18 protein-coding genes and 2 riboswitches are annotated in these 26,182 nt (G+C 69.5%); of the genes, 11 read left to right on the forward strand and 7 right to left on the reverse strand.

The features are described 5' to 3' along the window. The first annotated feature begins 74 nt into the window (after positions 1-74). Positions 75-1,073 carry a lipopolysaccharide assembly protein LapB gene (locus B0920_RS03940; RefSeq protein WP_078031254.1) on the forward strand — a complete coding sequence of 333 codons (999 nt, stop codon included), beginning with the start codon at positions 75-77 and terminating at the stop codon, positions 1,071-1,073. 53 nt (positions 1,074-1,126) lie between these two features. Continuing rightward, entirely contained in the window at positions 1,127-2,674 is a 1,548-nt protein-coding gene (locus B0920_RS03945; protein WP_078031255.1) for a M48 family metalloprotease, read from the forward strand. A 10-nt stretch (positions 2,675-2,684) separates the two neighbouring features. On the opposite strand, the gene B0920_RS03950 is transcribed toward B0920_RS03945, so the two are convergent. Next, on the reverse strand, positions 2,685-3,320 hold the full coding sequence (locus B0920_RS03950) for an outer membrane beta-barrel protein (RefSeq protein WP_078031256.1): 636 nt from the start codon (positions 3,318-3,320) through the stop codon (positions 2,685-2,687). A gap of 193 nt (positions 3,321-3,513) precedes the next feature. Next, complete coding sequence (locus B0920_RS03955; protein ID WP_078031257.1) at positions 3,514-3,852, reverse strand: H-NS family nucleoid-associated regulatory protein; 339 nt, start codon at positions 3,850-3,852, stop codon at positions 3,514-3,516. Between the two features lie 263 nt (positions 3,853-4,115). Here B0920_RS03955 and B0920_RS03960 point away from each other — a divergent pair, with 263 nt between their 5' ends. Then, positions 4,116-5,816 (forward strand): methyl-accepting chemotaxis protein, encoded by a 1,701-nt coding sequence (locus tag B0920_RS03960; protein WP_078031258.1) that lies wholly within the window; start codon positions 4,116-4,118, stop codon positions 5,814-5,816. 9 nt (positions 5,817-5,825) lie between these two features. Here B0920_RS03960 and gcvP read toward each other — a convergent pair whose 3' ends face one another. The 3 genes from gcvP to gcvT all read right to left on the reverse strand — a co-directional run bounded on the left by gcvP (position 5,826) and on the right by gcvT (position 10,393). Next, entirely contained in the window at positions 5,826-8,705 is a 2,880-nt protein-coding gene (gene gcvP / locus B0920_RS03965; RefSeq protein WP_078031259.1) for an aminomethyl-transferring glycine dehydrogenase, read from the reverse strand. Positions 8,706-8,813: 108 nt separating this feature from the next. Next, positions 8,814-9,194 carry a glycine cleavage system protein GcvH gene (gene gcvH / locus B0920_RS03970; protein ID WP_078031260.1) on the reverse strand — a complete coding sequence of 127 codons (381 nt, stop codon included), beginning with the start codon at positions 9,192-9,194 and terminating at the stop codon, positions 8,814-8,816. A gap of 68 nt (positions 9,195-9,262) precedes the next feature. Next, a complete protein-coding gene (gene gcvT, locus B0920_RS03975) occupies positions 9,263-10,393 on the reverse strand; it encodes a glycine cleavage system aminomethyltransferase GcvT (protein WP_078031261.1) in 1,131 nt (376 codons plus the stop codon). A gap of 49 nt (positions 10,394-10,442) precedes the next feature. Then, a riboswitch (glycine riboswitch) is annotated at positions 10,443-10,543 on the reverse strand. An 18-nt stretch (positions 10,544-10,561) separates the two neighbouring features. Next, a riboswitch (glycine riboswitch) is annotated at positions 10,562-10,645 on the reverse strand. A 204-nt stretch (positions 10,646-10,849) separates the two neighbouring features. Here gcvT and B0920_RS03980 point away from each other — a divergent pair. Then, positions 10,850-11,410: an ATP-dependent Clp protease proteolytic subunit gene (locus B0920_RS03980; RefSeq protein WP_078031262.1), complete on the forward strand. Its 561-nt coding sequence runs from the start codon at positions 10,850-10,852 to the stop codon at positions 11,408-11,410. A 96-nt stretch (positions 11,411-11,506) separates the two neighbouring features. Here B0920_RS03980 and B0920_RS03985 read toward each other — a convergent pair whose 3' ends face one another. Beyond that, positions 11,507-11,722 (reverse strand): hypothetical protein, encoded by a 216-nt coding sequence (locus B0920_RS03985; protein WP_078031263.1) that lies wholly within the window; start codon positions 11,720-11,722, stop codon positions 11,507-11,509. 268 nt (positions 11,723-11,990) lie between these two features. On the opposite strand from B0920_RS03985, the gene B0920_RS03990 reads away from it, so the two are divergent. Then, the gene (locus B0920_RS03990; RefSeq protein WP_078031264.1) at positions 11,991-14,270 is read left to right on the forward strand and encodes a DUF1631 family protein; all 2,280 of its coding nucleotides are present in this window, start codon (positions 11,991-11,993) and stop codon (positions 14,268-14,270) included. Positions 14,271-14,282: 12 nt separating this feature from the next. On the opposite strand, the gene B0920_RS03995 is transcribed toward B0920_RS03990, so the two are convergent. Further along, positions 14,283-15,038 (reverse strand): TerC family protein, encoded by a 756-nt coding sequence (locus tag B0920_RS03995; protein ID WP_078031265.1) that lies wholly within the window; start codon positions 15,036-15,038, stop codon positions 14,283-14,285. Positions 15,039-15,184: 146 nt separating this feature from the next. Here B0920_RS03995 and smc point away from each other — a divergent pair, with 146 nt between their 5' ends. The 6 genes from smc (at position 15,185) to def (ending at position 26,175) form a co-directional block, all read left to right on the forward strand. Further along, positions 15,185-18,697, forward strand: a complete 3,513-nt coding sequence (gene smc, locus B0920_RS04000) for a chromosome segregation protein SMC (RefSeq protein ID WP_179119088.1) — start codon at positions 15,185-15,187, stop codon at positions 18,695-18,697. Positions 18,698-18,809: 112 nt separating this feature from the next. Next, positions 18,810-20,993 (forward strand): PAS domain S-box protein, encoded by a 2,184-nt coding sequence (locus tag B0920_RS04005; RefSeq protein ID WP_078031266.1) that lies wholly within the window; start codon positions 18,810-18,812, stop codon positions 20,991-20,993. Positions 20,994-21,197: 204 nt separating this feature from the next. Continuing rightward, complete coding sequence (locus tag B0920_RS04010) at positions 21,198-22,394, forward strand: cell division protein ZipA C-terminal FtsZ-binding domain-containing protein (RefSeq protein ID WP_078031267.1); 1,197 nt, start codon at positions 21,198-21,200, stop codon at positions 22,392-22,394. Positions 22,395-22,429: 35 nt separating this feature from the next. Further along, the gene (gene ligA, locus B0920_RS04015; RefSeq protein WP_078031268.1) at positions 22,430-24,739 is read left to right on the forward strand and encodes an NAD-dependent DNA ligase LigA; all 2,310 of its coding nucleotides are present in this window, start codon (positions 22,430-22,432) and stop codon (positions 24,737-24,739) included. Positions 24,740-24,748: 9 nt separating this feature from the next. Next, a complete protein-coding gene (galU, locus tag B0920_RS04020) occupies positions 24,749-25,642 on the forward strand; it encodes a UTP--glucose-1-phosphate uridylyltransferase GalU (protein WP_078031269.1) in 894 nt (297 codons plus the stop codon). Beyond that, positions 25,639-26,175 carry a peptide deformylase gene (gene def, locus B0920_RS04025; protein WP_078031270.1) on the forward strand — a complete coding sequence of 179 codons (537 nt, stop codon included), beginning with the start codon at positions 25,639-25,641 and terminating at the stop codon, positions 26,173-26,175. The genes galU and def overlap by 4 nt, the downstream gene beginning before the upstream one ends. Positions 26,176-26,182 lie beyond the last annotated feature (7 nt).

Raw genomic sequence — 26,182 nt, forward strand, 5'->3', positions numbered from 1 at the left:
CCGATCGAACAGGTAGCGCTGCGCCCCGGGATCGGTAGAATGGATGAGCATGTCAATACGATAAGAAAGGATGTATGCGCGCCTCCCTCCGTCCGGTTTCACTCTCCCTCCACGCAGCCCTGTTCTGCGCCGCCCTGGCCGGCGCCGGCGCCGCCGCCGCGCCCTACGAGGCCCTGCTCAGGGACCGCAATTTCCAGGAAGCCGAGCGCCAGGCCAACGCCGCGCTAGCGGCCGCGCCGCGCGACCCGCAGGCCATGGCCGCCAAGATCGACGCCATCCTGGCCCTGGGCCTGGAACAGCGCATTGAGGAGGCGGTCGCCCTGGGCGAGGCCTGCGTCGCCGCGCATCCGCGCGATTCGGGCTGTCAGGAAGGGCTGGGCAACGCGCTCGGCGCGAAGGCGATCAATGCAGGCATCTTCTCGGCCATGGGCTACGCCGGCAAGATCCGCGACGCCTTCCGCAAGGCGGTCGAGCTGGACCCGGCCAACGTCTCGGCGCGCTTCTCGCTGCTGCAGTACTACCTGGTGGCGCCCGGCATCGTCGGCGGCGGCGCCGACAAGGCGCGGTCCCTGGCCCAGGACAGCCTGAAGGCCAGCCCCGAAGCGGCCCAGCTGATGCAGGCGCGGCTGGCGATCGACGAGAAGGACCTGTCCAAGGCCGAGCGCCTCGCGCGGGCGGTCGAGGTGGCCGCCGACAGCAAGCTGGGAGACGAGCGCCGCGACACCCTGAACAACATCGGTTTCCGCTACACGATGGACAAGCGCTACGCCGACGGCGAGCGCGTGTTCCGCGAGCTGCAGGCCGCCTACCCGCGCCACGAGGCCGGCGTCTACGGACTGGGCCGGGTGCGCCAGGAGCAGGGCAGGCAGGCGGAGGCTGTGCCCTTCTTCGAGCAGGCGGCCGGCATTTATCCCGGCGCCGCCGTGTACTACCGCCTGGGCCAGTCGCTGCAGGTCACGGGTGCGAAGCAGAAGGCCGCCGCGGCCTACGAGAAGGCCCTGGCGGCCACGCCGGCGCTGTCGAAGAAGCAGCGCGAAGACGCCCAGGACCAGCTCAAGTCGCTCAAGCAGTAGGGCTTCCGCTCCCATCCGATTCTATCCGCCCGCGCGGCGACCGAAAGGCCAGCATGGACATCGACCGTTTCCACAGCATGGTGCAGCGCCTCGAACGCGAGAGCGCCGTCGCACCGGGACACTACCGCCTCAAGGTCGCCCTGCTGGCGCTCCTGGGTTTCTTCATTCTCGGCTTGGTGCTGGCGACGCTCGGCTTCGGACTGGTGGCGCTGGCCGGCATCGCCGCCGCCATGGCCTACAGCGGCGGCGCGCTGCTCGTTCTCCTGGTCGCCAAGCTCGGCAAGCTGCTGTTCCTGCTGGCGGTGCCGCTGTGGTACACCCTGCGCTCGGCCTTCCAGGCCCTGTTCGTGCGTTTTCCGGCGCCGCAAGGCCATGAAGTCCAGCGCGCCGATGCGCCGGCGCTGTTCGCCGCGCTCGACGACATGCGCCGCCGCATGCGCGGGCCGCGCTTCCATCACGTGCTGGTGGTGGCGGAGGCGAATGCGGCGGTGGTGCAGCGTCCGGCCTTCGGCCTGGTCGGCTTCCCGCGCAACTACCTGCTGCTCGGCCTTCCCTTGCTGGAGTGCCTGGCGCCGGACGAGGCGATGGCCATCGTGGCCCACGAGTACGGCCACCTGGCAGGCTCGCACGGGCGCTTCTCGGCCTTCATCTACCGCCTGCGCCACACCTGGGCGACGGTGCAGGCGCACATGGACCACTTCCAGGGCTGGTCCGCCAGGCTGGCCCGTCCCCTGGTGCGCTGGTACGCGCCTTACTTCAACGCCTATACCTTCGTGCTGGCGCGCGCCGACGAATACCGCGCCGACGCCGCCTCCGCCGAACTGGTGGGCGCGGGCAGCGCCGCCCATGCGCTCAAGCGCGTGAACCTGGTGGCGCCGCGCTATGCGCGCTACATGGAAGGCGTGTTGCGCCAGGTCGACGAACTGGCAACGCCGCCGGCCGGCGTGATGCACGGCTGGGCCGAGCATGCCGGCGGTCCCTGCGAGGAAAGCATGCTGCGCGCCTGGCTGGAGGAGGCGCTCGACCGCGAGGGCCATGTCGCCGACACCCATCCGACCTTGCGCGCGCGCCTGGCTGCTCTGGGCAAGCCGGGCCAGGACCAGCACGGACTGCCGCCCGCCCTGCAGGGCGACAGCGCGGCGCAAGCCTGGTTCGGCGACGCTCTCGGGACGGTGCGCGGCGCGCTCCAGGAGCGCTGGGCCGGCGAGCTGGCCACGCCCTGGGCGCAGCGCTACGCCGAAACCCAGGGCGAACGCGCGCGCCTGCGCGAGTTGCGCGCCGCGCCCGGGCGCGACGCCGACCAGGAGCTGGAAATGCTGCGCCTGGCGATGCGCCACGAGCCCGAGACCGACCTGCGCGCCCCGCTGGCCGCCTTCAATGAAGCCCACCCGGGGCATGCGCTCGGCCTGTTCCTCGAGGGCGTGACCCGGCTGGAGCGCGACGAGCGCGAGGGCCTGGACTTGCTGGAGCGCGCCATGCAGGCCGACCCGGACGCCACCGGCGCCGCGTGCGAGCGCGCCCATGCTTTCCTGAGCGCGCGCGGCGAGGACGAACTGGCGCAAGCCTATCTGGCGCGCTGGCGCGCCGTGCAGGAGGGGTGAGGCCGGCCGTTCAGAAGCCGATCTTGAGCTTGGCCTTGGCGCCGTCCGAGACTACGCCCCTGCCGAACTTCTGCGCCGCGTTGCCCTGGACCTCGTAGCCGCCGCTCAGGGTGGAGCGGTCGCTCAGCTTGTACTGCGCGCCGAAGTGCAGGTAGGCGCCCACGTCGGTGTTGTCCGTGTGGTTCATGCTGTCGAGATCGCGCTTGCGTTCGCTGTAGGCCTTGCCGACCTTGCCGAAACCGCTCAGGCGGTCGGTGAAAGCGTGGGTATATTTGACGGCGGCGTGGACCCCGTAGCTCCTGACCCCGAGCGCGCCCGTCACCTCTTCGGGGCGCCCCTCGAAGGCCTTGTGCAAGCCGCGGTCGCGCAGTTCGACGTAGCCGGTCTCGAGCGACCAGCCGGGGCTCAGGCGCAGGCCGAGGGTGAAGCGCGGATCCTGGAAATACTCCTTGAACAGTTCCTGGTTCGGGGGCGGATTCTCGCGTTCGCCATATACCCGCTCGAGCGGCACGAATGCCTTGTCCAGGGGGCCGGGCTTGACCGGCAGGGACTCGAGCCGCCGCTGTTCCAGCTTCTCGATGAGTTGCGCCTGCGCCGCGCCAGCGGCGAAGAGGACGGCGGCCAGGCCGATGCGACGTGCTTTCATGGATCATCCCCGCTGTATACCAGGTTGTCGTGTATATCCCATGTCCGCTGGCGGACAGCAGAAGCTTAGCAGCGTGCCAGCCTGATAACATTACCCGAATTGTCAGCGAATGTTACATCTCGCGTCTGTATATGGCCGGAATGTGTTGCATTTTGATCAGAGGCAAGCGCATTCTCGGCCGAACCGGCCCGGTTCAGGCGAGAAGATCGTCGAGGCGCTTGCCCTCCGCCAGCGCCGCGCTGACCCACCCGGGTTTGCGCCCCCGCCCGCTCCAGGTCTGGCTGGCGTCCTGTGGGTTGCGGTAGCGCGCAACGGGCGGCTGCTTCGCCTGCGCCCCCTGCTTGCGCGGACGCCCGCCCTGGCTGGCGAGAAGCTCCTCGACGCTGACGCCGGCGCTGCGCGCGATCGCCAGGATGCGCTCGCGCGCAGCCTTGGTGTCGCGCCGTTCGCGCAGCTTGAGTTCCTTTTCTACATCGAACAGCAGGCCCTTGAGCTCGCCCAGGTTGTAGTTCGACAGGTCTGTCCGTGCCATCTGTGCTCGTCCGCGGTGGTGGTATGGACGCGAGCGTAACACGGGGCGCGTGAAATCGCCGCGCACGCGGGGTGCTGCCCGGTGGCCGGTTTGCGCTACCGCAAAATCCAGGCGACATAGTTCAGGTAGATTCATTAAATGCACACAGGAAACTTTGTGCAAGCCAACTGGAGGAAGCCATGAACACATCGCCACACTCCTACGCGTCGCGCGCGCGCGCCGGCGCCGCCCTCGTCGTTTTTCCTTCCTCCCTGGGCTGAATCATGCTGGCCCGCCTGCGTATCGGTCCCAAGCTGCTGCTCGCCCCCGGCGCGGTGCTGCTCCTCCTGGTCCTGCTGTCGTGTTGCGCCTGGTACGCGATGCTGCGCCAGAACGATTCGCTCGAATCGATCGTCGGCCAGCGCGCCGCCAACCTGCGCGCGGCCAGCAGCCTGGCGGCGCAATCGCAGAAGGCCCATGCCGACATCTACCGGCTGCTGAGCTGGGTGGGCGGCAGCTTCCCGCTGGCGCGCACCGAGCCGCTGCGGCGCGACATCCTGCTCCAGCACCGGCAGATCGCCGCCGGCCTGGCCGAGCTGTCGCGCCTCACCGGTCCGCAGGCGGCCGAGCGCCGGCAGGTGGAGCAGGCCGCGCTGGCCCATCAACGCTACGCCGCCGCGGTGCGCGACGTGATCGAACTGGCGCCGCTGGACGGCTCGATTTCGGCCAACGCCATGCTCAAGGCCGAAAGCGCCTTCGCCGTGGTGGCCCAGCGCCTGGCCAACCTGGCCATGATCGAGGAAGCCCTGTCGCGCCAGGCCTCGCAGCGCGCCCAGGCCGACTTCCGCCTGATGTCGAGCCTGATGCCGGCCCTGGTGCTGGTTGCCGTGGTGCTGTCGCTGGCGATCACCTTCGCCGTGCGGCGGCTGCTGCTGGCTGAAATCCTGGGCATCAAGGCGGCCGTCAGCGGCCTGGCCAGCGGCGACCTGACCGTGCGCGAGCGCGCCTATGGCAACGACGAGATCGCCGAGACCTCGCGCGCCCTCGACGCCAGCATCCTCAGCCTCAATCACACGCTGCGCAGCATCCTGGAGTCCGCGCGCCTGATCGGCGTGGCCTCGCGCGACATCAAGCTGGGCAGCCTGAGCCTGGGCAGCCGCGCGGTGTTCCGCGCCAGCTCGCTGGTCGAGACCGCGGGCTCGATGCAGGAGCTGGCCAGCAGCGCCCATTTCACCGCCGACAGCGCGCAAGCGGCCAACCGCCTGGCGGCCAGCGCCGGCAGCGCGCTGGAGGAGGGCGGGAGCGTGGTCGAGCGCCTGGTCGCGACCCTGGAATCGGGCAAGCGCAGCGCCCACCGCGTGGTGGAGCTCGTCGCCGAGCTGGAGTCCGCGGCGGCGGCGGCCGGCACCCTGGCCCTGAACGCCGGCCTGGACGCGGCCCGCACCCAGGTCGGCGCGGACGACATGGCGGCCCTGAGCACCGAGGTGCGCGGCCTGGCGCGCCGCGTGTCCGCCTCGGCGCGCGAGATCGGCCTGCTGGCGGCCCAGTCGGTGGCCGAGATCGAGGGCGGCACCGCCTGGGCGGCGCAGGCCGGCAGCAGCATGGAGCGCATCGCCCACTCGGTGCGCGAGGTCGAGGACATCGTCGGGCGCATCGGCTCGGCCAGCATGGGGCAGAGCGCAAAACTCGAAGACGTCAACCAGGCCATCGTGCGCATGGACCAGGTCACGCGCCAGAACACCACCCTCGTCGAAGAGGCGGCCTGGGCCGCGCGCACCCTGCAGATGCAGGCCCTGGCGCTGTCGCGCACCATGGCCGGCTTCCGCCTCGAGGAGCCGGGCCAGGAGCGGGTGGCGGCGGCGCAACCGGGGGCGAAGGAAAAGGCGGCGCCGGAAAAACAAGGCGGCGACGCCCCGCGCAATCTCGCGCGGGAGCGTCGCCGCCATCCTTCCTCTCACCTGCGGCTCGCGTCAAGCCGCAAGTAGCCTCTCGCCTTACTCGTAGTCGCTGATCGGCGCGCAGCCGCAGAACAGGTTACGGTCGCCGTAGACGTTGTCGGCGCGGCCGACCGGCGGCCAGTACTTCTTCTTGCGCAGCGAAGCGACCGGGAAGGCCGCCACTTCGCGCGAGTAGCCGTGCTGCCAGTCGTCGGCGGTGACCACTTCCGCGGTGTGCGGCGCGCCCTTGAGCGGATTGTCCATCTTGTCGTACTCGCCGCGCTCGACCTTCACGATCTCGGCGTGGATGGTGATCATCGCCTCGATGAAGCGGTCCAGCTCGGCCTTCGACTCCGACTCGGTCGGCTCGATCATCAGGGTGCCCGGCACCGGGAAGCTCATGGTCGGGGCGTGGAAGCCGAAGTCCATCAGGCGCTTGGCCACGTCTTCGTTGCTGATGCCGGTCTTGTCCTGCAGCGGGCGCAGGTCGATGATGCACTCGTGCGCCACCAGGCCGTCGTGGCCGGTGTACAGCACCGGGTAGTGCGGGGCCAGGCGGCGGGCGATGTAGTTGGCGTTCAGGATCGCCACTTCGGTCGCCTCGGTCAGGCCGCGCGCGCCCATCATCGCGATGTACATCCACGAGATCGGCAGGATGGAGGCCGAGCCGTAGGCCGCGGCCGAGACCGCGCCGATGCCCGCTTCGTCGCGCACGTAGCCGGTCGAGAGCTGGTTCGGCAGGAACTTCGCCAGGTGGGCGCCGACGCCGATCGGGCCCACGCCCGGGCCGCCGCCGCCGTGCGGGATGCAGAAGGTCTTGTGCAGGTTCAGGTGGCTGACGTCGCCGCCGAAGGAACCCGGGGCGGCCACGCCGACCATCGCGTTCATGTTGGCGCCGTCCACGTAGACCTGGCCGCCGTGCTGGTGCACGATCTCGCACAGCTCGCGGATGCCTTCTTCGAACACGCCGTGGGTCGAGGGGTAGGTGATCATCACGCAGGCCAGGTCCTTGCTGTACTGCTCGGCCTTGGCCTTGAGGTCGGCCAGGTCGACGTTGCCGTTCTCGTCGCAGGCGGTGACCACGACCTTCATGCCGACCATGCTGGCCGAGGCCGGGTTGGTGCCGTGCGCCGAGGACGGGATCAGGCAGATGTTGCGGTGCCCTTCGCCGCGCGACTCGTGGTACTTCTGGATCACCAGCAGGCCGGCGTACTCGCCCTGCGAGCCGGCGTTCGGCTGCAGCGAGATGGCGGCGTAGCCGGTGGCGGCGCACAGCATGGCTTCGAGCTGGGCGATCATCTCGCGGTAGCCGACGGTCTGGTCGTTCGGGGCCAGCGGGTGGATGTTCGAGAACTCGGGCCAGGTGACCGGGATCATTTCCGAGGTCGCGTTCAGCTTCATGGTGCAGGAGCCGAGCGGGATCATGGTGCGGTCCAGGGCCAGGTCCTTGTCCGCCAGCGAGCGCAGGTAGCGCAGCATCTCGTGCTCGGCGTGGTAGCGGTTGAAGGTCGGGTGGGTCAGGTAGGCGCTCTCGCGGGTGAGGGCGGCCGGGAAGGCGTCAGCCACGCTCGCGTCGAGGGCTTCCAGGTCCAGGCTCTTGCCCTGGCCGAAGACCGAGAACAGCAGGGCCAGGTCGTCGCGGGTGGTGGTCTCGTCCAGCGACACGCCCACGTGGCCGGCGTCGATGCGGCGCAGGTTGATGCCGGCCTGCTGCGCGGCGGCGTGCAGGGCCTCGGCGTCGCCCTCGATGGTGAGGGTGTCGAAGAAGGTGGTGTTGGTCACGCTCACGCCGAGCTGGCGCAGGCCGGCCGCCAGGATGGCGGTCTGGCGGTGCACGCGCTGGGCGATGCGCTTGAGGCCCTGCGGGCCGTGGTAGACCGCGTACATGCCGGCCATCACGGCCAGCAGCACCTGGGCGGTGCAGATGTTCGAGGTCGCCTTTTCGCGGCGGATGTGCTGTTCGCGGGTCTGCAGCGCCAGGCGATAGGCCTGGTTGCCCTGCGCGTCCACGGTCACGCCGACCAGGCGGCCGGCCATGCTGCGCTTGAATTCGTCGCGGGTGGCCAGGTAGCCCGCGTGCGGGCCGCCGAAACCGAGCGGCACGCCGAAGCGCTGGCTGTTGCCGACCACCACGTCGGCGCCCCATTCGCCCGGCGGGGTCAGCATGGTCAGGGCCAGCAGGTCGGCGGCCACCACCACCATGGCGCCGGCGGCGTGCAGCTTCTCGACGGCGGCGCGATAGTCGCGCACTTCGCCGTTCACGCCCGGGTACTGGAGCAGCACGCCGAAGCAGCTCTCTTCCAGCTTCTCGATGTCGGCGGCGGCGATGCTGCGGATCTCGACGCCGATCGGCTGGGCGCGGGTCTCGAGCACTTCACGGGTCTGCGGCAGCACGTCGTCGGCCACGTAGAACACCTTGGAGCTCGACTTGCCGACGCGCTGGATCAGGGTCATGGCTTCGGCGGCGGCGGTGCCTTCGTCCAGCATCGAGGAGTTGGCGATGCCCATGCCGGTGAGGTCGATCACGACCTGCTGGAAGTTCAGGATCGCTTCCAGGCGGCCCTGCGAGATCTCGGGCTGGTAGGGGGTGTAGGCGGTGTACCAGGCCGGGTTCTCGAAGATGTTGCGCAGGATGACCTTGGGCGTGTGGGTGCCGTAGTAGCCCTGGCCGATCAGCGACTTCATGACCTTGTTCTTGGAAGCCAGCGCCTTCAGGACGCCCAGCGCGTCTTCTTCGGTGCGCGGCTCGGTGAACTGGCCGAGGTCGAGGGTGTCCTGGCGGCGGATGTTGGCCGGGACGACGGCGTCGATCAGCGCGGCGCGGCTGGCGTAGCCGAGGGTCGACAGCATCGCTGCCTGTTCGGATTCGGACGGGCCGATGTGGCGCGGGATGAAGGAATCGCGGGCTTCAAGTTGGGTGAGGCTGGTGCGGGTCATGGTAATGGCCAGATGAAGTGCCTTGCCTGGTGGGCGGGCGTCGATGAGAGGGCGGACTGGAAATGCGAGAAGGGCGCGCCGCGGTGGGCGGCGCGCCCCGGGAACGGATCAGTTGTCGGTGGTCTTGCCGTAGGCGTCGGCGTCGAGCAGCTTGTCGTAGGCGGCCGCGTCGCTCGGCTGCAGCTTGAACAGCCAGGCGCCGTAGGCGTCCTGGTTGATCGAGTCGGGCGCGTCGGCGACCGGCTGGTTGACGGCGGTGACGGTGCCCGACACCGGAGCATAGATGTCGCTGGCGGCCTTGACCGACTCGACCACGGCGGCGTCGTCGCCGGCCGTGAAGGCCTTGCCGACCTGCGGCAGTTCGACGAACACGATGTCGCCGAGGGCGTCCTGCGCGTATTCGGTGATGCCGACGGTGAGGGTGCCGTCAGCTTCGCGGCGGACCCACTCGTGGGACTCGGTGTATTTCAGGTCGGTAGGGATGTTCATGGATGCTCCTGGTGTGGGTGACGCGGGTAGTATAAAGCTTCTTCTTGGTTGTTCTTTGCTCGGGGCGCTCAGGATGCGAGGACCTTGCCGTTGCGCACGAACGGCAGCTTGACCACGGAGGCCGCCAGCTGCTTGTCGCGGATCGCGACCTGCACGGTGTCGCCGACCGCCACGTCGAGGGGCACGCGGGCCAGGGCGATGGCCTGCTGCATCGAGGGGCTGAAGGTGCCGCTGGTGATCTCGCCGCTGTTGCCGGAGGCCGCGATGACGCGCTGGTGGGCGCGCAGGATGCCGCCTTTCTCGCGCAGGATCAGGCCGACGAAGTTGGCCTGCTGGCCCTTGGCCTGCAGGGCGGCCTTGCCGATGAAGTCGCGCTCCGAGACCAGGTCGATGGTCCAGCCCAGGCCGGCGTCCAGCGGGTTCACGGTCTCGTCCATGTCCTGGCCGTAGAGGTTCATGCCGGCTTCCAGGCGCAGGGTGTCGCGCGCGCCCAGGCCGCAGGGCTTGATGCCGGCGGCGGCGAAGGCATTCCACACGGCTTCGGCCTGGCTGGCCGGCACGCCGATCTCGAAACCGTCCTCGCCGGTGTAGCCGGTGCGCGCGACCATCACCTCGCCGAACGGGGTGTCGGGGACGATGACGACGTTGAAGGGCTTGAGGGGCTCGGAGGCGGCGCGGGTCTGCGGCAGCACCTCCCAGACCTTGGCGCGGGCGTTCGGGCCCTGGACGGCGATCAGGGCGATCGGATCACGGTTCTCGTCACTGAGGTCGCGGCGCTGGGTGATGGCCAGGCCCGCCTGGGTGGCGGCGTTCTGCTGGTTCATCCAGGCCACGTCCTTGTCGGCGGTGCCGGCGTTGACCACGATGCGGAACCAGTCTTCGCTGAAGAAGTAGACGATCAGGTCGTCGATCACGCCGCCTTCCGGGTTCAGCATGCAGGAGTACAGGGCCTTGCCCGGGGTCTGCAGCTTGTCGACGTTGTTGGCCAGCAGGCCGCGCAGGAAAGCGCGCACATTGGCGCCCTTGAGGTCGACCACGCACATGTGGGAGACGTCGAACATGCCCGCGTCGGTGCGCACCGCGTTGTGCTCTTCGATCTGCGAGCCGTAGTTGACCGGCATGTCCCAGCCGCCGAAGTCGACCATCTTGGCTCCGAGGGAGCGGTGTGCGGAATTGAGCGGGGTCGCTTTGAGCGTCATGGAATCCTCAGGGCAGGTGAATAGGGAGCGGGCACGCCTGGCGTGCGCTTCATTCCCCTCTGTCCTTGGTACCTGAGAGATAGCGGCGTGGCCGCCTGCCCCTTCGGTGGGCCGCATGCTGAGCATCGGCCGCTCTCCAGAGTTGAGCCGCCGCGCCGTGCGCTGGCTGCTCCCTGACCGGTCCTTTTGCCTGAGAGTTTGTGGGTAGTGCCCCTTCGGCGGCAGCGTGCTGCGCTCTCCCGGTCAAGACTGTGGAGGATATGCGAGAGGGAACTTGCTGTCAACCGCGCAAGGATGGCGCCGCCTGCCGCCGGGGAGTCGAGGACCGGCAGGGAGATGGGCCGGCGGGTTGCTCGTTTCCACAAAGCATTGCTGCGCACTATTGGTGCATGGCATCTAGCCGAATGTGCGTGTTTTGCTACACTTATCTCATACACTTTGCAGGCGGAAAATACTATGAGCGAAGACAATGCACAGAATGGAAAAGCAGCCTGGTTCACCCTGTCTGGCGATGTGAATAGTGACATGGTGCACCGCGTGTTCGAGGCGGTCGCGACCATGACCGAGGACGGCATCGACACCGCCCACGTCCTGGTGCAGTCGAACGGCGGCTACGTCAGCGACGGCCTGTGCCTGTACAACTTCCTGGCCAACTCGCCGATCAAGTTCGTCATGTACAACGGCGGCGCGGTCGCGTCGATCGCGGTGATCCTCTTCCTCTCGGGGGACGAGCGCTATTGCAGCGAAACCGCGCGCTTCATGGTGCACAAGTCGCATGCCACGGCCTCGCCCGGCTCGCGCCCCGACGCCCTCAACATCATCGTCGAGGGCCTGCGTGCGGACGATGCGCGCACCGAGTCGATCCTGCGCAAGAAGGTCGAGCTCACGCCCGAGCAGTGGGGCATCCACCAGTATTCGGACCTGCACCTGAACTCGCGCGACGCCAAGATCGCCGGCCTGGTCAACGATATCCGCGACTTCCGCCCGCCCAAGGGCGCGATGCTGCGCAATATCTGAGCGTCGGCCTCGGTCGGCAGGGTAAAAAAAGCCCGCCGGGCTACCGCGCGGCGGGCTGGCGACTGGGCGGGCCCCGGCGTCCTGCCGGCGGCGCGCTCAGCGTTTCTTGTCGTTCTTGTGGCTCTGGCGGCCGGCTTCGGCGTGCTGCTCCGGGGTGCCGCCGCGGGTGCCGCCGCCGGCGCCGCCCGAACGCGAGCCCGAACCCGAACCGGACTGCTTGTTGCCATCGTTCTTGTGGCTCTGGCGGCCGGCTTCGGCATGCTGCGCCGAGCTGCCGCCCTGGGTACCTTTGCTACCTTGTTTCGAGGCCATGATGTTTTCCTTTCAGTGGGGAAAGACGTCGACGCGGCCCTGTCCGAATGGCGTTCGGCATTGCCGGCAAAATCCATCATGCTTTTCGTATTGTTGAATCGGTATCGGAACACCCCCTGATGCGCTGTAGGAGTTGGGACTACACACTCGGGGCATCAATTTCCGCTGTTTAATGAGCAACAGCGGATGAAAGGGAGTGCGCAGTTCTCGCTTGCCATATGGAAATAATGTGGCACAATGAGGAAATCCAACCCTCTCGTCCACTGTCATGGCCACCGCTTCCGTCCAGACGCCTGCCGCCCGCCAGGCCGCCGCCGCCCGCCAGGCGACGCTGGATGAGCTCGTCGCTATCGCCAGCCGGCACGCCCACGCCCAGCTGATGGAAGTGGCGCAAGCCCTGGTCGCCGCCATGCTGGACCTGAGCGGCGGGACCGACCCGCGCACGGCGGCGCGCCGCGTCAAGTCCGGCAATCTCCTGAAGGACAATGCCTACGCCTGGTTCCATCTCGCCTGTAGCGCGGTGGAACTTGCCGTGCGCAAGGAAGTTTCCCAGTTGCTGCCCCAGGAGCGGCCCGCCGCGCCGGTCGCGCTGAGCCTGGTGCCGCTCGAAGAGATCGACCAGCGGCTCGCGGTCGGGGTGCTCAGCCGCCCCTTCGACATCGCGCATGCCGAAGCCCTGGCCACCCTGGGCGCGCGCCTCGGCGTGCTGCTCGGGCGCGAGCTGGTGCGCGCCGCCGCCAATCCCTTCCGTCCTGAGGTCTTCCTGGCGGCGCTGGAGCAGGCCTGGCGCGAATTCGAGCCGGACAACGAAGCGCACGCGCTGATCCGCCCGCTGCTGCGGCCCGGCATCATGTTCGACCTGGCGCCCCTGTACGAGGCCTTGAACGAGGTCCTCAAGCCCGTGCGCGAACGCGAACGCTACGCCAAGACCGACGACCGCGCCGCGCGCAAGGCCGAGCAGGCCAGGCGCGGGGCCGCGCTGAGCCAGCAGTTGCGCGAGCTGTTCGGTGCCGAGGCCACGCCGTCCGGCGAGCCTTTTGGCGAACTCGAGGTGCCCCTGATCCCCGAGCTGCCCCAGGGCAGCGGCCACTGGCGCCCGAGCGGCGCGACCGGCCCGGCCCGGCCGGCCGCGGCCGGTGTCCAGGCGCCTGCTTCGACGGTCGGGACGGCGGCCGGCGCGGGCGCGGGCGCGGGCGGCGTTGTCGCGCCGGCGCCCTTGCTCGAGGTCCTGGCGCGGATGCTGCCGGCCGCCTCGGCGCCGGCGGCCGCCGCACCCACGGGCGTCCAGCCGCACCAGGTCTTCTTCCTGCCGCGCCTGCGCGCCGACCTGCCCAAGGGCAGCTTGTCGCGTGGCGACGAGACCACGCTCGAACTCCTGTCGCGCATCTTCGAAACCGTGCTGCTGGACGACGCCATCCCGCAAGAGACGCGCGACCTGATCGCCTTCCTGCAGGCGCCGGTGCTCAAGGCGGCGCTGCGCGACCGCAGCTTCTTCTTCGAGGAAGCCCACCCGGCGCGGCGCATGCTGGACCTGCTGTCCCAGGCCGGCTGGGAACAGCCGCGCGGCCCCGACGACCCGCTTTACCGGGCGATGCGCGCCAGCGTCGACAAGGTGGCGGCCCAGGACCCGCCGGAATTCGCGGCCGCCGTGGCCGAGCTGGAAGCCGGCCTGGCCGCGCGCGAGGAAGCCGAGCAGGCCGCCATCGCCGGCCCCATCGCCCAGGCCACCCGGGCCGAGAAGCAGGCCGCCGCCGGACGCTCGGCGCGCCGCGCGGTGGCGCTGCGCCTGGCGGGCGAGGAAGTGGTGGCCCTGGTGTCCGGCTTCCTGGAGCAGCGCTGGACCCCGGTCCTGACCCTGGCCTATGCGATCGAGGACAGCAAGCCGGGCGCGGTCGACAACGCCACCCGCGCCATGGACGACCTGATCTGGAGCGTCAAGCCCAAGGCCACGCAGGAGCAACGCAAGGCCCTGATCAAGGCCCTGCCCAAGCTGCTCACCACCCTGAACAAATGGCTGGACGCGACCGGCTGGCAGGATGCCGAGCGCCTGCAGTTCTTCGCCGAGCTGGCCGAGCACCACGCCTCGATCGTGCGTGCGCCGATCGAGCTCTCACCCGAGCGCCAGCTCGAGCTGGCGGTCGAAGCCGCCCAGCAGGACGCGCTGCGCCGCGTCGCGCGCGAACAGGAGGAACTGCGGGAAGAGCAGCGCGCCGAGCAGGAGCGGATCGAGGCGGGGGGCGCCCCGCAGGATCCGGTCGAGGCGGCGCTGGCCGCGCTCGAGCGCGGCATGCGCCTGGAATTCAAGGGCGCGGGCGGGGTGCGCAAGGTGAAGCTGGCCTGGGTCAGTCCGCTGCGCACCCTGTACATCTTCTCCGGCGCCGGGCGCCAGGAAGCCTTCTCGCTGCCGGCCGAGCGCCTGGCCGAGGCCTTCCGCGCCGGCAGCATCCGGGTGCTGGCGCCGGAAGGCGTGGTCGGCCGGGTGCTGGGCGAGGCCGTGGGGCAGGGCGCCGTCAACGACCCCGCCGCCAGCGGGGTCTCGGCTGCCTGAACCGCGCCGGGCTCAGATGCGCGGCGGCAGCGCGCGGCGCTTGGCGCGCGCGCGGATGTTGAGCGCCTCCACCGCCAGCGAGAAGGCCATCGCCGCGTAGATGTAGCCTTTCGGGACGTGGGCGTCGAAGGCCTCGGCGGTCAGGGCCATGCCCACCATCACCAGGAAGGCCAGGGCCAGCACCTTCACCGAAGGATGGCGGTCGACGAAGTCGCCGATCGGCTTGGCCGCCACCAGCATCACCAGCACCGAGAAGATCACCGCCGCCACCATCACGCTGATGTGGTCGACCATGCCCACCGCCGTGATCACCGAGTCCAGCGAGAACACGATGTCGATCACCGCGATCTGGCCGATGATGCCCCAGAACAGGCGCTTGCTGGCGCCGGCCGCGGCGGCGCTGCCGGCCACTTCCTCGGGGCCGTGGGCGTCCTTGGCTTCGACCTCGACGAAGATCTCGTGCGAGGCCTTGTAGAGCAGGAACAGGCCGCCGAACAGCAGAACCAGGTCGCGCCCGCTGATGCCCTGGTTGAACACATTGAACAGGTCGGCCGTCAGCCCCATCACCCAGCTCAGCGAGAACAGCAGCAGCAGGCGCGACACCATGGCGAATCCCAGTCCCATGCGGCGCGCCTTGTCGCGCAGCTCGGGCGGCAGGCGGCCGACCAGGATGGAGATGAAGATGATGTTGTCGATGCCGAGGACGATTTCGAGCGCGCTCAGCATGAAGAATGCCACCCATACATTCGGATCCGCTAGCAGTTCCATGGTTATCCTTGGTAAGAGAAAGGCGCCAGTATTGCATATCTGGCATGATTGTCCAGCACGGATGTATCTGGACCGGCAAGCTAGTTTCTTTCGAAGCAAGCGATGGTATGATGGGCGTTTTACGCCAGCCCAGCCGAACCAGACACGTGCGCCTCTCATCGATCAAATTGTCGGGATTTAAATCGTTCGTCGATCCCACCAATTTCCAGGTTCCGGGCCAGCTGGTCGGCGTCGTCGGCCCCAACGGCTGCGGCAAGTCCAACATCATCGACGCGGTGCGCTGGGTGCTCGGCGAATCCAAGGCCTCCGAGCTGCGCGGCGAGTCGATGCAGGACGTGATCTTCAACGGCTCCACCCACCGCAAGCCGGCCGGCCGCGCCTCGGTCGAGCTGGTGTTCGACAACAGCGCCGGCAAGGCCGCCGGGCAGTGGGGCCAGTACGCCGAGATCGCGGTCAAGCGCACCCTGACGCGCGACGGCACCTCCACCTACTACATCAACGGCCAGCCGGTGCGCCGGCGCGACATCCAGGACATCTTCCTGGGCACCGGCCTGGGCCCGCGCGCCTACGCCATCATCGGCCAGGGCATGATCGCGCGCATCATCGAATCGCGCCCGGAAGAGCTGCGCGTCTTCCTCGAGGAAGCGGCCGGCGTCTCCAAGTACAAGGAACGCCGGCGCGAGACCGAGAACCGGCTGTCCGACACGCGCGAGAACCTGCTGCGCGTGGAAGACATCCTGCGCGAGCTGAACGCCAACCTGGAAAAGCTCGAGGCCCAGGCGGCCGTGGCGAACCGCTTCCACCAGCTCCAGGCCGACCAGGAGGAAAAGCAGAAGCTCCTCTGGCTGCTGCGCAAGAACGAGGCCAAGGCCGAGCAGGCGCGCTACTTCAAGGAGATGGAAGACGCCCAGACCAGCCTGGAAGAGCAGACCGCCAGGCTGCGCAGCGTCGAGCTGGACCTGGAACACATGCGCCAGGCGCACTTCGCCACCGGCGACCGCCTGCACCAGGCGCAGGGCGCGCTGTACCAGACCAATTCCGAGATCGGCAGCCTGGAAGCCCAGATCAAGTTCGTGGTCGAGTCGCGCACCCGGCTGCAGAACCAGCTCGGCACGCTGACCGCCCAGCGCGACGAGTGGCTGGCCAAGGAACGCGACACCCGCGAGCAGCTCGAGGAAGCCGAGATGCAGCTCGAGGAGCTGGCGGCGCGCGCCGAGGGCGCCCAGATCGCGGTCGAGGTCCACAACGAGCGCCTGCCGGAACTGGAAGCGGCCTGGCGCGCCGCCCAGGAAACCTCGAACGAGTCGCGGGCTCGCATCATGCAGGTCCAGCAGCGCATCGAACTGGCCTCGGCCCACCAGCGCAACGCCGCCGGCATCCTGCAGAACCTGGCGGCGCGCCGCGAGCGCTTGCGGCAGGAGAGGAACGGCCTGAACCTGCCGGATTCCGCCACCCTCGACAACCTGCGCATGCAGCTCGAGGAAAAGCAGCTGGCGCTGGAAGAGCAGACCATGCTCCAGGAGGAAGCCGGCGCGCGCCAGGAAGCGGTCGAGCAGGAGCGCAAGGAAGCCCACGCCCAGGTCCAGCAGGAAGCAGCCGCCAACGCCCAGCTGGAGGCGCGCCTGGCCGCCCTGCGCCAGATGCAGGACCGGGTCCAGACCCAGGGCAAGGTCCAGCCCTGGCTCGAGAAGCACGAACTGGCCGGGCTGCCGCGCCTGTGGCAAAAGCTCGACATCGAGGAGGGCTGGGAGACCGCGCTGGAAGCCGTGCTGCGCGAGCGCGCCGGCGCGCTGGAGATGTCGAACATCGACTGGGCCAAGGCCTTCTTCAGCGATGCCCCGCCGGCGCGCCTGGCCCTGTACGCGCCCCAGCCGGCCGCCCCCGCGCCGCAGGAGGTGCCGGGACTGAAGCCGCTGTCGTCCCTGCTGCGCCTGAACGACCCCGGCGTGCGCGGGGTGCTGAACGACTGGCTGCACCACGTGTTCGTGGCCCAGGACGCGGCCGAGGCCTTCGCCAACCGGGCTGGATTGCCGCAGGGCGGCGCCTTCGTCACCCGCCAGGGCCACATCGTCACCGCGTCGGCGGTGCGCTTCCACGCGCCGGACGCCGAGCAGGACGGCATGCTGGCGCGCCAGCACGACATCGACAACACCGCCAAGCAGCTGCGCGCCCAGGCCCTGCTGCTGGACGAGGCGCGCGCCCGCGCCACCCGGGCCGACGCCGCCGTGACGGACCTGGCGCGCCGCCTGCAGGATGCGCGCCAGCGCGTGGGCGCCCTCACGCGCGAAGTGCACGCGCTGCAGATCGAGGTGCTCAAGCAGAGCGAGATCGAGGCGCGCTTCAACCAGAGGAGCGGCCAGATCGCCGCCGACCTCGCGGAGATCGCGGCCCAGGAAGCCGAGCAGCGCCAGGCCGCCGCCGAGGCCGAGCAGGAATTCGAGCAACTCGACATGGAACTGGCCGAACTCCAGGGCAGCCACGAAGACCGCCAGACCGCCTTCCTCGAGCAGGAAAGCCAGCTTGCCAAAGCGCGCGAGCGGCTGCGCGAGCTGGAACGCAGCGCGCAGGAGGCCCAGTTCGCCGAGCGTTCCCAGCGCGCCCGCATCGAGGAACTGCGCCGGACGATCGCCACCGCCGCCACCCAGGCCGAGCAGGTGGGCGCCAGCCTGGCCCAGGGCCGGCTGGAACTGGAGGCGCTGGAAGCCGGCACCGCCCACGAGGGCCTGCAGGAACTGCTGGACCGTCGCAGCAACCAGGAACGCGCGCTTGCGGACGCGCGCCACGAACTCGACCAGATCACCCAGAAGCTGCGCCTGGCCGAGGAAGCGCGCCTGCAGAACGAACGCAGCCTCCAGCCCCAGCGCGACAGGATCACCGAGATGCAGCTCAAGGAGCAGGCCGCGCGCCTGAACCAGGAGCAGTACGCCGAGGCGCTGGCCGCCACCGGGGCCGACGAAGCGGCGCTGGCCGAGAAGCTCGACCCGGAAATGAAGCCGTCCTGGCTGCAGGGCGAGGTCACGCGCCTGACCAACGCCATCTCGTCCCTGGGCGCGGTCAACCTGGCGGCGGTCGACGAGCTGGCCCAGGCCACCGAGAGGAAGCGCTTCCTCGACTCCCAGAACGCCGACCTGCAGGAGGCGATCGCCACCCTGGAAGACGCGATCCACCGGATCGACCGCGAAACCCGCGAGCTGCTGCAGGACACCTTCGACCGCGTCAACGGCCACTTCTCGGAGCTGTTCCCGATCCTGTTCGGTGGCGGCAACGCCAAGCTCGTGATGACCGGCGACGAGATCCTCGATTCCGGGGTGCAGGTGATGGCCCAGCCGCCCGGCAAGAAGAACGCCACCATCCACCTGCTCTCGGGCGGCGAGAAGGCGCTGACCGCGACCGCGCTGGTGTTCTCGATGTTCCGCCTGAACCCGGCGCCTTTCTGCCTGCTGGACGAGGTCGACGCGCCGCTGGACGACGCCAACACCGAGCGCTTCTGCCGCATGGTCAAGCGGATGTCGGAGCACACCCAGTTCCTGTTCATCTCGCACAACAAGATCGCGATGGAGATGGCCAGCCAGCTGATCGGCGTGACCATGCAGGAGCAGGGCGTGTCGCGCATCGTCGCGGTCGACATGGAATCGGCCGCCGACCTGGCCGCCGCCTGAGCGGCGGGGACGGTGCTCCGATCGCGGCTCAGTACCGTGCCGGGGCCATGATTGCCATGTGCTACACTCGCCGGCACATGGCGCCCCATACCCGAACCCACTATCCGCCTTGATGAATCCCACCTCCGGATCCGCCTGTCCCGAGGCCGTCCAGCCGGCCCTGCGCCTGGCGCTCGATTCGCCCCTGCCGATGCACGTGGCCTGGGGCGGGGCGCCCGGCGCCTCCAACCCCGCCTTCGCGGCCCTGGGCCTGGTCGGCGGGCCGCAACTGGCCGCGCTGCTGGCCACGGTGCTGCAGGGGCGGGCTCCCCATGCCACCGAGGAGCTGGGCCTGGCCACGGGCGGGCGCGTGCGCCTAACCGTCTCGCCGCTGCGCGGCCTTGAAGGGGCGATCGCGGGCGTGCTGTGCGTCGGCCAGCCGCTCGAGCCCGACCCGCTGAGCCGTTTGGTCGAGTCCAGCCACATCGGGGTGCTGCGTTTCCGGCTGAACGGCGTGGTGCTCGACTGCAACGAGGCTTTTCTCGCGATGCTGGGGTTGACGCGCGCGGACCTGGCGCCGCCCGGGCTGTCCTGGCGCGCGCTCACCCCGGACGAATGGGTCGAACACGACGAGGCCCGGGTGGCCCGCCTGCGCGGCGGCCAGGAGGTGGCGCCCTTCGAGAAGGAGTTCTATCACCGCGACGGCTCGCGCGTGACGGTGTTCATTGGAGCCTCCGTCGACCGCGCCGATCCGGAACAGGGGATCGCCTTCGTGCTCGACCTGTCCGCGGTGCGGCGCGCCGAGCGCGCCTTCGCCGAGGTCGAGGCCAAATTCCGCGCCATCACGAACGCCATGCCGCAGATGGTGTGGTCGACCGATCCCTCCGGCTACCACGACTTCTACAACGACCGCTGGTACGCCTTCACCGGCGTGACCCCGGGCGAAACCGACGGCGAGAAGTGGAACAACATGTTCCACCCCGAAGACCAGGCCCGCGCCTGGGAGCGCTGGCGCCACTCCCTGGCCAGCGGCGAGCCCTACGAGGTCGAATACCGCCTGCGCCACCACAGCGGCGCCTGGCGCTGGGTGCTGGGCCGCGCGCTGCCGGTGCGCGACGAGGAGGGCCGCATCACGCGCTGGATGGGCACCTGCACCGACATCCACGAACAGAAGCTGACCGAGGCCGCGCTGGTCGAGGCCGACCAGCGCAAGGACGAGTTCCTGGCCATGCTCGGCCACGAGCTGCGCAATCCACTCGCGCCGATCCGCACCGCGGCCTCGCTGCTGCCGCTGGCCAAGGGCGATCCGGCGCGCATCGAGCACATCGGCCGGGTGATTTCGCGCCAGACCACCCACATGACCGGCCTGATCGACGACCTGCTGGACGTCTCGCGCGTCACCCGCGGCCTGATCTCCCTGGACAAGGAAGATGTGGCGGTGCGCCTGCTGGTGGACGAGGCGGCCGAGCAGGCGCGCCCCCTGATCGAGGCGCGTTCGCACACCCTGGCGATCGTCAACGAGGCCGGCAACGCGGTGGTGCACGGCGACCGCAAGCGCCTGGTGCAGGTGCTGTCCAACCTGCTCTCCAACGCCGCCAAGTACACCGCGGCCGGCGGCCATATCCGGGTGCTGATGCGCAGCAGCGGCGAGCAGGTCGCGATCACGGTGCGCGACAACGGCATCGGCATGTCGCCCGAGCTGGTGGACAGCGCCTTCGAGCTGTTCCGGCAGGGCAAGCGCACGCCCGACCGCTCGCAGGGCGGCCTGGGGATCGGGCTGGCCCTGGTGCGCAGCCTGGTCCAGCTCCACGAGGGCAAGGTCATGCTGCACAGCGCGGGGGAGGGCGAGGGCAGCGAGGTCACCGTCAGCCTGCCGCTGCGCCGGCCGCCGGCGCAACTGGCGCGGCTGGTCCCGGCCGACAGCGCCCAGCCGGAACAAGCGGAGGCCGGCTGCCTGCGGGTGCTGGTGGTCGACGACAATGCCGACTCGGCCGAACTGGTGGCGATGTACCTGCGCATGGTCGGCCACGTGGTGGCGATCGAACTGACCGCCGCCGGCGCGCTCGAGCGCGCCCAGGCCTTCCGGCCCGAGGTCTGCTTCCTCGACATCGGCCTGCCGGACATGGACGGCAACGAGCTGGCGCGCCGCCTGCGCCGCATGGCGGGCCTGGAAGGCATGCGCCTGGCGGCCATGACCGGCTACGGCCAGCCGCTCGACCGCATGTCGAGCGCGGCGGCCGGGATCGACGCCTATTTCGTCAAGCCGGTGGCCATGGACGACCTGGCCGCCTGGCTGGGCGAGGAGCGCGCCGCGTGAGCGCCGTAGCGCCGGCGGGAGCGAGTTGGTATCATTGCATGCCTTGTATGGACCTGAAGGCAAGCATGGCAGAATGCTAACGGTGGCGGCAGGTCGCCGCCCACCCGACAAGAACACAAGCAGGCCGCAAGGCATTGATTATCCATTTTCGCGCCGGAACAGCGGGGAGTCCGCCGCGAGAATCGCTACTGAGGCACACGCAGCATGACTGATTTCCAAATGAGCCTGATCGCAGCCGGCGGCGTCTTCGTCGTCGGTGTCATCACCTACAACAAATGGCAGGAGTACAAGGCCAGGAAGAGCGTCGAGCGCGCCTTCGCCGCGGACCACGACGACGTGCTGATGCGCAGCGGCGCCCAGCCCGAGACCGCCGACCGCCAGGAGCCGGTGCTCGACCTCGGCGCCGCGCCGGCCCCGGCGCCGCTCGACCTGCCGCCGCTGGACGCCGCGCCCGATACTTCCGCTTCCGCTTCCGCGTTCGCGCCCGCATCCGCGCCGGCGCCTTCCGCCGCCCCGGCCCCGGCAGCGGCCGCCCCGGTGCGCGAGCGCGAGGCCCCGGCCGTGACCCTGCCGGGCACCAGCCCCGACATGCCGCCGGCCGAACTGGCCGAATGCCTGGTCGACCCGCTGATCGACTGCCTGATCCCCCTCAGCCTGGAAACCCCGGTGCGCGGCGACAAGATCCTGCCCAGCCTGCACAAGCTGCGCCGCGTGGGCAACAAGCCGATCCACTACATCGGCTTCGCCGTCAGCGGCGACTGGGAGCCGATCGTGCACGGTGGCGTCTACACCAAGCTGCAGGCCGGCGTGCAGATGGCCACCCGCACCACCGCCCTGAACGAACTCGAATACTCCGAGTTGGTCACCCGCCTGCAGGCCGTGGCCGACGAGATCGGCGCGCTGCCGGAAGTGCCGGACATGATCGAGGTGATGAGCGAGGCGCGCACCCTGCACCGCTTCGTCGCCGGCCACGACGCCCAGCTGGGCATCAACCTGGCCGCCAACGGCGCGCCGTGGGCGATCACCACCCTGATCGGCGCGCTGGAAAACCAGGGCTTCGACGTGCGCCCCGACGGCCGTTTCGCGATGCCCGACGGCGAAGGCGGCATCCTGTACACGCTGTCGACCAACGTCACCCTGGGCGCCGACACCACCTCGCGCCTGACCCTGCTGCTCGACGTGCCCTGCGTGGCCCCGGCGCGCGACGGTTTCGGCAAGATGGTGGCCTGCGCCAAGGCCCTGACCGCGCGCCTGGACGCCACCATCGTCGACGACGGCGACCAGCCGCTGGTGGACGCCGCCCTCGACGAGATCAAGGGCCAGGTGCTCGAGTTCTACCAGGAGATGGAAGCCTCGGACATTCCGGCCGGCTCGACCCGCGCGCTGCGCCTGTTCAGCTGAGGTAATCCGTGACCGGACAGGATCCCATTGCCCGCATGGCGTGGCTGGTCGAGGAGCTCAACCGCCACATCTACAATTACCACGTGCTGGACGCCCCGACCATTCCGGACGCCGAGTACGACCGCCTGTTCGTCGAGCTCCAGCAGCTGGAGGCCGCCCATCCGCAGGCGGTGTCGAACGACTCGCCCACCTCGCGCGTGGGCGCGGCGCCGATTCCCGAGTTCAGGCAGGTCACGCACGCCGTGCCCATGCTCTCGCTGAACAACGGCTTTTCCGAGGAAGACATCGAGAACTTCGACCGCCGCGTGCGCGACGGCCTCGACCTGCAGCGGGTGGAGTACAACGCCGAGCTGAAGTTCGACGGCCTGGCGATCAGCCTGCGCTACGAGAACGGGGTGCTGGTGCAGGCCGCCACCCGCGGCGACGGCTACACCGGCGAGGACGTGACCGCCAACATCCGCACCGTGCGGGTGATTCCGCTGCGCCTGCTGGGCAAGGAGGTGCCGGAGGTGCTGGAAGTGCGCGGCGAGGTCCTGATGTTCAAGGCCGACTTCGAGCGCCTGAACCAGCGCCAGCGCGACGCCGGCCAGAAGGAATTCGCCAATCCGCGCAACGCGGCCGCCGGCAGCCTGCGCCAGCTCGACGCCCGCATCACGGCCCAGCGCAAGCTGCGCTTCTTCGCCTATGGCGTCGGCCTGCTGGAGGGCGCCGAACTGCCCGATTCCCATTCGGCGGTGCTGGACTGGCTGGACCGCCTCGGCCTGCCGGTCGCGAAGGAGCGGGCGGTGGTCGCCGGCTGCGAAGGCCTGCTGGGCTACTTCCGTTCGGTCGGCGAGCGCCGCAAGTCGCTGCCCTACGAGATCGACGGCGTGGTGTACAAGGTCGACAAGGTGGCCGACCAGGCGCGCCTGGGCTTCGTCTCGCGCGCTCCGCGCTTCGCCCTGGCCCACAAGTTCCCGGCCGAGGAGGCCCTGACCGTGGTCCAGGCGATCGACGTGCAGGTGGGCCGCACCGGCGCCATCACGCCGGTGGCGCGCCTGGTGCCGGTCTCGGTGGGCGGGGTCACGGTCACCAACGCCACCCTGCACAACGAAGACGAAGTGCGGCGCAAGGACGTGCGCGTGGGCGACACCGTGGTGGTGCGCCGCGCCGGCGACGTCATTCCCGAGGTGCTGTCGGTGGTGCTGGAGCGCCGCCCCGAGCCCATCCCTCCCGTCTACGAACTGCCGAAGAGCTGCCCGGTGTGCGGCTCGCACGTGGTGCGCGAGGAAGGCGAGGCGGTGGCGCGCTGCTCCGGCGGCCTGACCTGCGCGGCCCAGCGCAAGGAGGCGATCCGCCACTTCGCCGGCCGGCGCATGATGGACATCGAGGGCCTGGGCGACCGCTACATCGACAGCCTGGTCGAAGCGAACCTGATCCACGGCGTGGCCGACCTGTACAAGCTCACGCTCGACGACCTGCTGAAGATGAAACGCCTGGCCGACGAGCGCGAAGGCACTACGCCGGAAACCGTCAAGCAGGGCAAGGTGGCCACCAAGTGGGCCGACAACCTGCTCGAGGCGATCCGCGCCAGCAAGCAGCCGCCGCTCGAGCGCCTGCTGTTCGCGCTCGGCATCCGCCACGTGGGCGAGTCGACCGCCAAGACCCTGGCCGACTGGCTGGGCCGCTTCGAGCTGGTCCGGCGCGCGCCGGCCGCGCTGCTGCGCGTGCTGCCCGACATCGGCGGCACCGTGGCCGAGGCGATCGCCGACTTCTTCGCCGAAGAAAAGAACCAGGGCGCGATCGACGCGCTGCTGGCGGCCGGCGTGGCGCCCCAGGGCGAGCATGCGCCCAAGGCCCAGCTGCGCGAGAAGCTGGACGAAGTCAGCCTGCTGGTGGCGCTGGACATCCCCAAGCTCACCGAGCCGCGCGCGCGCCAGTTGATGGCCGAGGGCATGAGCCTGGACAAGCTGGCCCACCTCAAGGTGTTCAACGTGTTCGGCCTGCCGGCCACGGTGCAGGCGGCCCTGGAAGAGTGGATGGCCGTGCCGGCCAACCGTGAGCGCCTGTCGGCCCTGTCGGCGCTGCGCCAGGAACTGCTGGCCGAGCTGCCGGAAGCCGCCGCCCAGCCGGAAGGTCACCTGAGCGGCAAGACCTTCGTGCTGACCGGGACCCTGCCCACCATGAGCCGCGATGCCGCAGGCGCATTGATCGAGGCGGCGGGCGGCAAGGTGTCCGGCTCGGTGTCGAAGAAAACCTCTTACGTGGTGGCCGGGGCCGAGGCGGGCAGCAAGCTCGCCAAGGCCGAGGAACTGGGCGTCACGGTCCTGGACGAAGCGGGCCTGATGGCCCTGCTGAACAAGTAAAGGAAAAGCATGACCCTGATCCGCAAAGCCGTCTTTCCCGTCGCCGGCCTGGGCAGCCGCTTCCTGCCGGCGACCAAGGCGCAACCGAAGGAAATGCTGCCCATCGTCGACAAGCCGCTGATCCAGTACGCGGTGGAAGAGGCGGTGGCGGCCGGCGTCACCGAGCTGGTCTTCATCACCGGGCGCAACAAGCGCGCCATCGAGGACCATTTCGACAAGGCCTACGAGCTCGAGGCCGAGCTGGAAGCTGCCGGCAAGCAGGCCCTGCTCGACGTGGTGCGCGGGGTGATCCCGAAGAACGTCAGCTGCATCTACATCCGCCAGCCGGCGCCGCTGGGCCTGGGCCACGCGGTGCTGTGCGCGCGTCCGATCATCGGCGACGAACCCTTCGCGGTGCTGCTGGCGGACGACTTCATGGACACCGCGCCCGGCCAGAAGCCGGTGCTGGCCCAGATGGCCGAGGTCTATGCCTACGAGCGCAGCAGCATCCTGGCGGTCCAGGACGTGCCGCGCGAGCACACCCGCCAGTACGGCATCGTCAGCGCCACGCCTTACCGTCCGGGCCTGGAGCTGGTGCAGGACATCGTCGAGAAGCCCCAGCCCGAGGTCGCGCCCTCGACCCTGGCCGTGGTCGGCCGCTACGTGCTGTCCGGCTCGATCTTCGACTACCTGGCCAGGCTGGGCAAGGGCGCGGGCGGCGAGATCCAGCTCACCGACGGCATCGCCGCCCTGATGAAGCAGGAGCGGGTGCTGGCCTACCGTTACCAGGGCCAGCGCTACGACTGCGGCTCCAAGCTGGGCTACCTGCAGGCCACGGCCGCCATCGGCCTGAAGCACCCCGAGACCGCCGAGGGCTTCCGCGCCTGCCTGGCCAGCCTGCTGGGCGAGGGGCGCGCATCATGACGGTGCGCGAGATCCTGCGCATGGGCGACCCGCGCCTGCTGCGCGTGGCCGAGCCGGTGCGCGATTTCGACACGCCCGAGCTGCACGCCCTGATCGCCGACATGTTCGACACCATGCACGCCGCCAACGGCGCCGGCCTGGCCGCGCCCCAGATCGGGGTCAACCTGCAACTGGTGATCTTCGGCTTCGCGCAGAACGCGCGCTATCCCGAGGCCCCGCCGGTGCCCGAGACGGTGCTGATCAACCCTTCGCTGACCCCGCTGTCGGACGCGATGGAGGAGGGCTTCGAAGGCTGCTTGTCGGTGCCCGGCCTGCGCGGCAGCGTGCCGCGCTATACCCGCCTGCATTACGAGGGCTTCGACCAGTTCGGCGAGCGCATCGTGCGCGACGCCGAGGGCTTCCATGCGCGCGTGGTGCAGCATGAAGTCGACCACCTGCTGGGCATCCTCTACCCGATGCGCATCAAGGACTTTTCCCGCTTCGGCTTCACCGAAGTGATGTTTCCCAACCTCGACCCCGGAGCCGACGATTGAGCCGTGC

This window comes from Massilia sp. KIM, from assembly GCF_002007115.1.
In the GTDB taxonomy this organism is placed as follows: Bacteria; Pseudomonadota; Gammaproteobacteria; order Burkholderiales; family Burkholderiaceae_D; genus Telluria.